The sequence below is a fragment of the Thermovirga lienii genome (assembly GCF_036847465.1).
GTDB lineage: Bacteria > Synergistota > Synergistia > Synergistales > Thermovirgaceae > Thermovirga > Thermovirga lienii.
In genome coordinates this window covers 1-11,403 of sequence record NZ_DAITZW010000012.1, presented here as the reverse complement: position 1 = coordinate 11,403, position 11,403 = coordinate 1, and the positions used below count along the sequence as shown (strand labels likewise).

The 11,403-nt window shown below is 47.6% G+C and carries 10 protein-coding genes and 1 pseudogene; 7 read left to right on the top strand and 4 right to left on the bottom strand.

What is annotated here, in order from left to right; all coding sequences use genetic code 11:
* Positions 1-151 precede the first annotated feature (151 nt).
* Both V7Z69_RS04970 and V7Z69_RS04965 read right to left on the bottom strand, forming a co-directional pair.
* Positions 152-697, bottom strand: a complete 546-nt coding sequence (locus tag V7Z69_RS04970) for an HD domain-containing protein (RefSeq protein ID WP_014163691.1) — start codon at positions 695-697, stop codon at positions 152-154.
* 41 nt (positions 698-738) lie between these two features.
* Positions 739-1,428, bottom strand: coding sequence for a FadR/GntR family transcriptional regulator (locus tag V7Z69_RS04965; protein ID WP_014163690.1), 690 nt, complete (start codon positions 1,426-1,428; stop codon positions 739-741).
* 149 nt (positions 1,429-1,577) lie between these two features.
* Between V7Z69_RS04965 and V7Z69_RS04960 the strand changes: the two genes are divergently transcribed.
* From V7Z69_RS04960 to V7Z69_RS04925, 7 genes and pseudogenes are all read left to right on the top strand, one after another.
* Positions 1,578-1,934, top strand: coding sequence for a DUF6262 family protein (locus V7Z69_RS04960; RefSeq protein ID WP_334138898.1), 357 nt, complete (start codon positions 1,578-1,580; stop codon positions 1,932-1,934).
* Between the two features lie 173 nt (positions 1,935-2,107).
* Positions 2,108-3,123 (top strand): annotated as a pseudogene (locus V7Z69_RS09945) (ABC transporter substrate-binding protein).
* A 2-nt stretch (positions 3,124-3,125) separates the two neighbouring features.
* Positions 3,126-4,019 carry a quaternary amine ABC transporter ATP-binding protein gene (locus tag V7Z69_RS04945; protein ID WP_334138894.1) on the top strand — a complete coding sequence of 298 codons (894 nt, stop codon included), beginning with the start codon at positions 3,126-3,128 and terminating at the stop codon, positions 4,017-4,019.
* The gene (locus tag V7Z69_RS04940) at positions 4,009-4,863 is read left to right on the top strand and encodes an ABC transporter permease (protein WP_334138892.1); all 855 of its coding nucleotides are present in this window, start codon (positions 4,009-4,011) and stop codon (positions 4,861-4,863) included. The genes V7Z69_RS04945 and V7Z69_RS04940 overlap by 11 nt, the downstream gene beginning before the upstream one ends.
* Positions 4,864-4,943: 80 nt before the next feature.
* A complete protein-coding gene (locus V7Z69_RS04935) occupies positions 4,944-5,951 on the top strand; it encodes a sulfurtransferase (RefSeq protein ID WP_334138891.1) in 1,008 nt (335 codons plus the stop codon).
* Positions 5,952-5,993: 42 nt separating this feature from the next.
* Complete coding sequence (locus V7Z69_RS04930) at positions 5,994-7,631, top strand: nucleoside kinase (protein ID WP_334138889.1); 1,638 nt, start codon at positions 5,994-5,996, stop codon at positions 7,629-7,631.
* 57 nt (positions 7,632-7,688) lie between these two features.
* Positions 7,689-8,513 carry a LacI family DNA-binding transcriptional regulator gene (locus V7Z69_RS04925; RefSeq protein ID WP_334138887.1) on the top strand — a complete coding sequence of 275 codons (825 nt, stop codon included), beginning with the start codon at positions 7,689-7,691 and terminating at the stop codon, positions 8,511-8,513.
* An 8-nt stretch (positions 8,514-8,521) separates the two neighbouring features.
* Here V7Z69_RS04925 and V7Z69_RS04920 read toward each other — a convergent pair whose 3' ends face one another.
* Positions 8,522-9,553, bottom strand: coding sequence for a homoserine dehydrogenase (locus tag V7Z69_RS04920; RefSeq protein ID WP_334138885.1), 1,032 nt, complete (start codon positions 9,551-9,553; stop codon positions 8,522-8,524).
* 31 nt (positions 9,554-9,584) lie between these two features.
* A complete protein-coding gene (locus V7Z69_RS04915) occupies positions 9,585-11,372 on the bottom strand; it encodes an aldehyde ferredoxin oxidoreductase family protein (protein ID WP_334138883.1) in 1,788 nt (595 codons plus the stop codon).
* Between the last annotated feature and the right edge of the window lie 31 nt (positions 11,373-11,403).

Below are 11,403 nucleotides of genomic sequence, written 5' to 3'. Positions count from 1 at the left end.
GGGCCTGCAAAGTCCCTTGCGGTGGAAAGGTCGATGTTGCACCATACCCTGTCACCAGGTTTTACCTCTTTGCCAGAAGCCCTTTGGATGATCTTTTGGATCATCGTCTTCCCCATGGAGATGCACCTCCGTTTATTTGTTTTTGATATACCTAAATAAGTCCCATGAAGGACTTAAGGGTTTCGAAGTTCAAGAAATCGCATTTGTTTATGACAACTGCTTCAGGAGACCTGTGCCTTCCATCGCCTTCGCCTGCATGAACTGCTATACAGTGGCAGATGGGAGAGGGGATATCGTTTTTCATTGCCAGTCCTACACCAGAAAATGGGTGGCGGAGATCCTTGCCGAGATCGGATTTTACGACCTTGCCATCGGCGTCGCGCTTGTATTCCACCAGTTTGCCCACGTCATGAAGTATTGCTCCTGCTATCAGGGTATCGTTGTCCAGTTTGTAGTCATACAAGGCATTGAACTCTTCCATGGCCTTCTTAGCCATCCTTGTTACTCCTCTGAAGTGGGTCAAGAGGGAAGCGGGGCAATCCTTGATGAGCAGAGTAAAGGGAATCTTGTCCATGTCCTCTGGCTCCCAACCTCCGATTCTCAAGGCGTCCTCAAGGGTTTTGAGAACCTTATCCTTGAGCTCCTCGTTTTCGATCCAATCGATTTCCGGGAACAGCTTCAAAATTCTCTCCTTCATTTTTGCACCCCTCCATGTTTTTCTCTTGTATGTGATTTGGCTTATTTAGCCATTGCCTCCTGTAACGTCTTGTAGATTCGGTCTATGTGCTTGGCAGCAAGGTCCGAGGCCAAATTCACATTGTGGTCCATTATTGCCTCATATATTTCTTGGTGCTCGTTGAGGAAGGCCTCCTTGTCGTTCAAAAGGGAGTATATTCGTTCGTGGGTTGCCATTATGAGGTTGAAGGTCATTTTGACCACGTTAACGAAGACGAAGTTGTGAGTAGCTTCCGCTAGGGCAAGGTGGAAATCGTAATCCAGTTTAGCCCTTTGTGAGAGGTTCTCAATGTTTTGGGAAGTCTTGGATAGAATCTTACGAATTTGCGTGAGGTTTGAAGGAAGAGCGTGCATGGCGGCTATTTTACAAATAGCAGGATCCAAAATACGACGGGCCTCCATGAGCTCCAGGATCGCTTCGTCCTCTAAGGGGACAGTGCTTAAGTCCTTGTTTTCCGGGCGGGGCTTTCTTACGAATCGGCCTTTTCCGGGAATGCTCTCTATGAGGCCCAGCAATTCCAAGATTCGAAACGCTTCTCTTAGAGAACTTCGGCTTACACCCATTTCCGACATTAGCTGCCTTTCTGAAGGCAGAGGGTCACCTGGTTTTAGTTCACCTGAAGAAATGGACCGTTTTATTTCTTCTACTACCTGTTCATAAATGCGAGTGCCTTTGATCTTTCTTTGTGGCATTAGTATCCCCCCGTAACTGGTCAGACCAGTACACTTTATATACCAAGTAAGCCATTTGTGCAACGGTTAGCAATATAGTCTAAATTTTCAGATTAGGCGCACTTCTTTTATTTTGTATTCAAAACTTGACGCCCAGCATTTTCGTTGTTATGCTACATGTAGTGAAAAATGGAGCATTTTTGAAGACGCCAGTAAGGGAGAGCTTGATAAGGTTGGAAAAGAGAGGTAAGCAAGGTCTTTTTGATGCTGTGAAGGTGGCTATAGATGAAATGAAGGCATCAGGACAAGATGTAGACTTTCAGTCTGTAGCTCGAAAGTTGGGAGTGGCTCGTTCAACTTTGTACAGAAACTCCCTAGTCAGGGAATTGGTGGAGAAAGCTAGAACGGAAAAAAGAGGAAAGGTGGTGCCCTATTCTGACTTGATCACTGTGGTCGAGGATTTGAAAAGAAGAGTAGAGGAGTTGGAGCGTAAGGTCCAGGAGCTTTCTGATAAACCAATTGCTTAAATCATTTGCGGTTTTTTAAAGGTTGTAACCATTTCAGTTTTCCTGCTGAAAGATCTCTCAATTGATGATATGGCAATAACTCCTCGATATTAGCGTACCATTTTTAGCTAGAGCCCTAAGAAGTTGGAGAACCAAAAGGAACGTAAGCGTAATAGTAAAAAGGAGGGGAAAATATGAGAAAGGCATTTAGAAGTGCACTTTGGATAGTATTGTTGTCTTTTGTCCTTGGTGTGTTTGGTGGAGTATCCTTTGCATCGGGAAAGAAAGTGGTTTTTGTCGATCACAGTTGGAATAGCATTCAGATGCACAATAGGATAGCTGGATATATTTTGGAAAAGGGGTATGGCTACAAGCCTGACTACATCTTTGCGGAGTCGGTGCCCGGCCTTACAGGTCTTGCCAGAGGAGAAATTGATGTGATAATGGAGCTTTGGATCGATAACGTTAGGGATTGGTATGAGGAAGAAGTGGTAAAGAACAAGAAAGTCATAGACTTAGGAGAGTTTACCCCGATGCACCTCAAGGATGGTATGTTCCTACCTTTGTTATCAAAGGGGATCCCAAGAGAGGCATAAAACCCATGGCTCCAGATCTTAAGTCTGTGTTCGACCTGCCCAAGTACTGGGAACTTTTCAAGGATCCGGAGAACCCCAAGAAGGGTCGCTTCTATAATGCTGTGCCTGGATGGGTGGTTCACGACGTTAACCTAAAGAAGTTGGAAGCATACGGGCTTCTTGAGTACTTCGAGCCCTTTGATCCTGGTTCCCAGACAGCTTTAGCTACTGCCATCGTGTCTCATTACGAAAAAGGAAAGCCCATTTTAGCATATTATTGGGAGCCGGAGTGGATAATGGGAATGCTGGACATGACGAAACTGGAAGAGCCACCTTACGATCCTAATCGCTGGGGCAAGGACTATGGGTGTGATTTCCCTCCCTCAAGGGTGCACATAGGCATAAACGCCAAGTACGCTGAGAAACATCCGGAGATCGTTGAGTTCCTGAAAAAGTACGATACTACCCTTGCCCAAAACAACGCAGCGTTGGCGTTCATGCAGAAGAATGATGCTACGGTGGATGAAGCTGCTCTTTGGTTCTTGAGGACATATCAAGATGTATGGGCAAAGTGGATAGATGATCCAGCAAAGGTTGAAAAGATAAAGAAGGCGTTGGAGGAGGAGAGGAATTAACAGTGAGTGACGTAGCCATAGCAGTCGAGGAGCTTTGGAAAGTATATTCGAAATCTAAGTCGGGTAAGGTAGTGATAGACGTAGATGACGAGGAGCTAATGAGATCTATAGAGGCCTCTAGTGAGGATGTAGTGGCCGTAAGGGATCTGTCCTTTGAGGTGAAAAAAGGCGAAGTGTTCATAGTCATGGGACTTTCGGGCAGCGGAAAATCCACGCTGATACGCTGCCTTATAAGGTTGGTTGAACCAAGCTATGGAAAGATAATCATAAACGGCTATGACGTCACGGCAATGGACAAAAAGGAGCTGACGGAGTTCCGGCGATACCAGACGGCCATGGTATTTCAGCATTATGGGCTTTTGCCTCATAAAACAGTCCTGGATAATGTGGCCTTTGGCCTGAAGCTTAGAGGGGTTCCCAAGAAAGAAAGAAGGGAAAAGGCCATGCACGCCCTCGAGATAGTGGGCCTTGAGAAATGGGCCAGTTATTATCCTTCCTCGCTGAGTGGAGGAATGCGCCAGAGAGTAGGGATCGCAAGGGCCCTTGTGGCTGATTCCCCAATACTCTTAATGGATGAACCTTTTAGTGGCTTGGATCCCCTGATACGTAGGGAGATGCAGGACGAATTGATTCGCCTGCAGGAAGAAATGCACAAGACCATATTCTTTGTCACTCACGATTTGGACGAGGCAATGCGCCTCGGTGACAGGATGGCGGTGATGAAGGATGGCAGCATAGTTCAGATAGGCAAACCCGCCGAGGTCTTTGCCAATCCTGCCAACGACTACGTAGCTCGCTTCGTTCAGGATAGAAGGGAAGAAATCAGAAAGGCCGATGAACAGATAGCAGCTCTCAACGCGGCAAATGATAAAGAGGTGAATAGCGATGTTTCCTGAGGCATGGGAGTTTCATGTTGCGCCCCATTTGAACAGTGGGATAAAGGCGCTGATACAAAACCACGGTGAAGCCTTTGATGCTTTTTCGAACGCTCTTTTGCAGCTCCTTTTGTGGATACAAGCTGCCCTATCTGCCGTTCCGTGGTGGGGGTATATATTACTGATTGCGGCAATTTCATGGTTTAGTATAAGGAAAGTTGTCCCAACCCTTGTTTTGTCGTTACTGCCTGTGATAATAGGAGTTTTCGGACTGTGGGGCCTTGCCATAGAGACATTGGCTATAGTCATAACGTCTGTAGTCATCTCTCTTGCTCTGGGGATTCCCTTGGGAGTGCTTATGGCGGAAGTTAAAACCGTAGGGGTAATTATTAGACCAATTTTGGATGCCATGCAGACCATGCCTAGTTTCGTGTACTTGATACCGGCCATGATGCTGTTCGGATTGGGAAAGGTTCCGGCCATATTGGCTACGGTCATATATGCCCTTCCGCCTGTGATACGGTTGACGTGTCTGGGGATAGAACTGGTGCCAAAACCTGTCCAGGAGGCAGCTTTGGCTTATGGAGCAACTAGGTGGCAGCTTTTGAAGGAGGTACGGCTTCCGTTGGCCATGCCGTCCATAATGGCTGGAGTCAATCAAACTACCATGATGGCTCTTTCGATGGTTGTCATAGCCTCCATGATAGGTGCCAGGGGGCTTGGACAGGAGGTCCTGATGGCTATAAACAGGATAAACGTTGGACGGGGGTTCGAGTCAGGACTTAGCATAGTAATAATGGCCATCGTGATCGATCGCATAACCCAAGGTCTTGCCAAGAAATGGGATCCTGTGAAGAAACCATAAGTATTTGTATTGGGAAAAATTACTGATGGCATATATAAATCCCTCCGGGTAAAATATACGTAACTCGGAGGGATAGTTTATTGGCGAAAATAATCATTAGAAAAGAAAGGATGGTAGAGTTGCGTAGGATAGTGGGTTCTTTCGTGTTTGCCTGCTTAATTGTGGTAACTATCATGTCGGTTGCTTTTGCTTCTGAAAGTGGTAAGGATTCCCTTTATGTAACTCCTGAGTGGCTCAAGGCTAACAAAGGGTCTGTTGTAATAGTGGACGCAAGACCTAAATCTATGTATTCCAAAGGCCATATACCTGGAGCAGTTAACGCTGAGTGGACGTACTTTGCCAATATGAAAGGGCGTCCCGGCTCACCCGGTTGGGGAGACCTTTACCCCAAGGATATTTTGGCCAAGAAAATAGGTGCTTTGGGCATCGACGGAAAGAAACCTGTTGTCGTCTATGCTGATCCCGGTGGATGGGGGCAAGACGGTTGGGTGGTGTGGATACTCCGCCTTTCAGGCATAGAAAACGCCAAGATGCTGGAGGGAGGTTTTATGGCTTGGAAGGCCGCAGGTGGAGAAGTGTCCACCGAGCCCGTTGTGGCGAAGGCCAAACCTTTCAAGATCGAAAGTTTCAGAGGTGGCTACAATGTTACCACCCCGTGGCTCAAGGCAAAATTGGGAGAGGTATATATCATTGATGCTAGGACGCCCTTTGAGTATCAAGGGGCCAGGATTTTCCAGGAAAAGAGGGGAGGCCATATACCCGGGGCCATCAATATCCCCTTTGATTCGGTTTTCAACGAAGACCAAACAGTGAAGGACGTGGAAGAGCTTAGGGCCTTGTTCCAATCCTATGGGCTAAGTCCAGATGATGAAATAGTTGTTTATGACACGGCAGGAGTGAGGTCGGCCTACTTGGTTTTGGTCCTCAGGATGGCTGGTTTTGAGAACGCCCGTAACTACGATTCCTCATTCCATGAGTGGGCGGGAACTCCCGAATTAGAGGTAGTTCAGGGAAGTGACCCAGGCGCACCGTCTCCTGCTGCGGTGAAGGATAGTGGCGAAAAGAATGATTCAGCAGCGAGCAGCTAATTCGAGTGACCGCTAAAGGACCAAAAACGGGGTGTTTCTGTAGTGGCCTTTTCTGTATCTATAAGAGGGATAGGAGTAGAAAAATTTCATAAACCTGTGTCTGGTATTGAGGTTCTTTCCCTTTGCGGCCTGAACGATAAACCAGTGGTTGCATGGCATGTCAACGGGTACCTGCGACCCTTGACTTGGACCATAGATGACCATTGCGAAGTGGACTTTGTCGATACATCCTCATTTGAGGGTATGGCCGTTTACAGGAACACCCTTAGTTTTTTATTGGTGGTAGCATGCAGGAAGATTCTAGGTAAGGAAGTTTTTATAAGGCACTCCATAAGTGATGGTTTTTTCTGCGAAGTGCAAGGAGAGGGCCTTGATCAGGAAGATCTAAGGCTTGTGCGCGAGGCCCTAGAGTCATTTGTCCATGACGATTTGCCCATAAAGATGGAGGTTGTGCCCTTGGATAGGGCAAAACAAATATTCAGGAGTCAGAACGATCTTAGTAAGGCCGCCCTTTTAGAGGCAGCGCGGATAGACCCTGTCACGTTGTGGTCCTGTGATGGAGTGTATGGCCACTTTTATACCCCCCTTGCCCCTTCTGCAGGTTATATTAAATCGTGGGACCTGGTCCCTTTCAGGAGTGGAGTGGTCCTTAGGTTTCCTACGGTCACATCGCCCAAGGAACTGCCTCCTTTCAGACCACCTCGGAAGCTAGCGGACGTATTCGAGGAATATGCCGGGTGGTTGGATATTTTGGGCGTAAGCACGATGGATAACCTGCATAGGTATGTGGCATCTGGCAGAGCGCAGGAGCTCATCTTGGTATCGGAGGCCTTGCACAACCAAAAACTCAATGAGATAGCCGGAGACATAATAGAAAGAGGAACTGTTAAAGTTATATGCATAGCCGGTCCGTCCGGTTCTGGAAAGACCACTACAGCCAAGCGATTGGCCATATGCCTGAGGGTCTGTGGCAAAAGACCTGTTGTGATATCCCTTGATGACTATTTCTTGGACAGGGAGAAGACCCCGAGGGATGCTGACGGTAATTTTGATTTCGAGTCCATATACGCCTTGGATTTGGATTTTCTCGAGCAGCAACTTGATGCAATCCTTGCGGGCAAGGAAGTGGTTCTGCCTAGGTTCAACTTCATTTCAGGAAAGAGAGAGAAAGGACCTACGTTGAAGTTGGAAAAGCAAGGTGTGGTGATAATAGAGGGGATTCATGGCCTGAACCAGTTGATAACCAGAGGAATTCCCGATGAGAAGGTCTACAAGATCTTTGTTTCTCCTCTCACTGGAATAAGCATGGATAGACACAATAGAACTAGTACTACGGATAACAGGTTGCTAAGGCGATTGGTCAGAGATTACCGAACCAGAGGTAAAAGTGCGGAGGCTACTTTAATGCAGTGGCCCTCAGTTGTTAAGGGTGCCCAGGATTACATTTTCCCTTACCAGGAGAAGGCGGATCGAATGTTCAATTCCGCCCTAGTGTACGAGCTGCCTGTATTGAAAGGATATACCGAGGGCCTTTTGAGAAGCGTGGAAGAGTCTTCTCCTGTGTACGGCGAGGCCCAAAGGCTTTTGACCCTTTCTCAGTACTTTCCTTTCATCCCTTCCGACGTGGTTCCCAACACGTCCATTTTGAGGGAATTCATAGGCGGAAGCTGCTTTGAATAGTGTACCCCCCTTGAACTTTACTGTGCAACCGGTAGTATTATTCCGGGAGGGGATCTCATGAAGGTGACAATGGCCGATGTAGCAGCGGAGGCTGGGGTCAACAAGGCCACGGTGAGCAGGGTCTTGAAAGGAGACCCTAGGATAAGTGCTGCCACCTGTGAAAAAGTATGGGCAGCGGTCAAAAAACTTGGTTACAGGCCTGACGTGTTGGCAAGGGGACTTTCCACGAAAACGACCGATACGATAGGGGTTGTGTTCAAGCAGCTGTCCCCTTGGTGGGTTGGTCTCTATCTATGTGGCTTGGAGAGGGTGATGGAAAGGATAGGGGTAGAGATAATGATCAAAGAAACTTCTTCAGACGATAAAAAAAGAATCAATGCCTTGAAGGTCCTTTCTGCCAGGCGAGTGGATGGGCTCATATTTGTTTACGAAAAACCACCAGCGGAAGAACTAAACCTGCCAGTTGTCGTTGTGGGTGAGCATCAATTTGATGGGGTTTCCATAAAATTTGACGAGAAGGCCATCGTGGAGAGGATAGAGAAACTAAGTAAAGGGCAAGGTTTCAGATATTACCCTGGCGAGGGGGCCGTATATTCGTTCCTTTCCAAATATCAAACGCAGAAAAAGAATGCAAAATGTCACGTGTTGGATGGTAGGTTAGGACAAAAAGTGGAAGCTTCCCCTGATGATGTTTTGGTTTTCTGTGGTTCCCAGGAAGAAGCTTCCATATTGGGTGCTTGGACATTGGAGTTTCCTGCGTTTCATTTAGGAGCCTTATCGGGGCGGCTTATGATAAATCGGCTAAGGGACAAGCGAATCCGTCCTCAGGCAGTCCTTGTAGTTCCCCAAATATTCACTCCGCAGGGTGAACTCTGGGGTTGAGGTTCCAGTCATATTTTGCAATATTTTCTATGTATGGCAAGAATGTCCGTCAAAAGTGCTTGTCCAGTTTCAACCCTTCCTGCTCCTGGGCCAACTATGGTCACATCGCCAAGATGATCTGTGGTGAAGGTCAGGGCGTTGGTGGCGTCCATAATGTTGGCCAGAGGATGACTTAAGGGTATCTCTTGGGGGCTAACGGAAGCCTTGACAGTGCCGTTGGTTTTCTCCACCTCTGCTATAAGTTTTATCCTGGCGCCCCTTTTGGCAGCGTCCTTGATGTCTTCTTGGGTTATTTTGGTTATTCCTGTCCGCTGGACGTCCTCTATTTTTATCTGATGTCCCATTATGACGTTAGCGAGGACTTGAGCTTTAACAGCAGCGTCCCATCCTTCGACGTCCCCTGTGGGATCCGCCTCTGCATATCCCAGCTCCTGGGCTTTTTTGAGAGCGTCTTCGTAGGAAGTTCCTTCTTCCATCCTGGTGAGGATGTAGTTGGTCGTTCCGTTTACTATTCCCATAACCTTCTTTATGTCACAACCTGCCAATGCCTCTTTTGCCAGGTTTATTGATGGAGTCCCGCTCAATACTACGCCTTCGAAGAGGTATTCCACATGGTTTTCTTTTGCTAGTTTAGCTAATTCGGGTAGGGCTACAGAGACAGGTCCCTTATTTGTGGATACCACGTGCTTTTTGGCGCCCAATGCGGCTTTTATATGACTAAGTCCTGGTTCGCCTGTTTCCAGGTTGGTAATCGTAGTCTCCACGATTATGTCGGCTTCGCTTCTTTCTATTATATCGATAGAACCGAGGTCCGTTCTGTTAGGGTGGGATTTAAGGTTTCCTTCTGAATCGAAGAGTTCCATAAGAAAGTCAACATCCAGCCCTGAAGCGTTCATAACTGAGCCCTTTACTGGGTCTGCTATGGCGGTTATGGAATACTCAAAGTTGTAGCGTTCCTTGAGGGATTCTTTCTTGTCCTTTAATATTCTCAGAAATCCCTGAGATACGTTTCCGAAACCTACTATTGCTATCTTCCACATGGGCTTACACCTCCAGAATCATTTTCATGCATCACCAAGAGAGTCCTAGACGTCTCAATGTCCCTTCCTCTGGGATGCCATCTTCGTTCCATCCTCGTAACATATAATACTCATCTAACATCTTATCGAAAAGCTCTTTGGGTAAACTCACTTTGTCTTCTCCTCTAGGTGGCATGGGGATGGGGTCATGGTACATCCGCTTGGGTAGATAGTCGTCCTTTCGGGATATGTTGGCCTCTCGTATGTTGAACATACGTATGTGATTCCATATCCTTTCTCCTGCTTCCAAATACTCCTTTTCGCTCATTTCAAGGCCGGCAGCATGCTCAAGGCACGGATATATGACGTTTTGGTCATAGGGGAGGAAATCGCATACTACCAAGGAGAACGCCGCAGCCCTCTCGTCTTGGGTGGTTTTGACTTTTAGGGCAATGCCCTCGGTTCCAAACCTGGGAAGTATGCCGTCTAGTTCCGCTAGAACGGTCCATGCTCTTTGGTGACATCCACCCCTGTCGGAGGTTGCGTAGGCCAAGGCCATACCCCACGTTGCTCTGGGATCGTACCCAGGAAGCTCCAATCCTTTTACCTCAATGGCAAACTCTTCTGTTCCCTTTCCTATCCTTTTAGAGGCTTCCTTTACTCCATCTGCCAAGATGGCTCCCAACCCTCTTCTGAAAGCAATGTCCTCAAGTAGTTTCCGTTGACCTTCGGCATCGCCGAAAGATGGAGCTTCGTGAAGTATCCCGCGGTCCTTGCATTCCATCGCGAAGGCTACAATGCCCCCTGCGGATATGGTATCCATGCCCATTTGGTTGCAGACCGAGATGGCTTTGGCTAGTTCCGGCATGGACCCTATCCCATCGTTACTTCCAAGAAGAGCAATGGATTCGTATTCTACTTTCGTGTCTTTCCCTCCTCCATCGAGTATTTTCCCACATACTATGGGGCAGTTGAAGCATGCTACATCTCTCTTTGTGTGATACCTTAGGTTTGCTGATGTCAGGCCGTAGATGGGATGGAAATAACCCTGCCTGAAATTGTAGGAGGGTAGTATGCCTGTTCTGCTCATGGGCTCCACTAGTGCGGAGGTGCCTACAGTTCGCCTGCGGTGAATTGCAGGGGATTCCATAGCGAGGCGAGCTATCTCTGAAGTGAGTTTCCTTAGGTTTGTCTCGTCTTTGATGGGAATGGATTTTGAGCCTCTCAAGGCCACGGCCTTCAGGTTTTTGCTTCCCATGACAGATCCAGTGCCTGCTCTGCCGGCTACGCCAGCTCTCCATGGATCGCTGTCCTTGTCAAAAGTTATAGTAGCTATGGGAAGTAGGTTTTCCCCTGCAGGTCCTATAGTTGCCACGTGGGCTTCATGGGATGTCTCATTTCTTACTGCTTCCACGGTCTCATCTACTTGCATGCCCCAAAGGTGCTGAGCCTCCCTTATTTCTATCCTGTCGTCGTCTATCCAAATGTAGGATGGTTTGGATGCTCTGCCCTTTATTACCAGCACTTCGAAGCCTGCCCTTCGCATAGCCGGAGCAAAGTGTCCTCCAGCGTGACTGTCTACGTACATGTTGGTGAGAGGTGACTTTGTTGCTACGACGAACCTTCCTGAGGTCGGAAAAGATGTTCCAGTTAGGGGGCCGGTGAGGAAAAGTAGTACATTTTCTTTTTCGAGTGGAGGCGTTCCTTTGGGCAGCATTTTGTCCAGCAAATAGATTCCCAAGCCCTTTCCACCTATGTACTTTTTGATCGCTTCTTCTTCGATTTCTTCTACCCAGGATCTTTCCATTGAAAGGTCCACTACCAACATTCTACAGTACATGCCTATCACCTCGTAGCTTTTTTTAACTCAT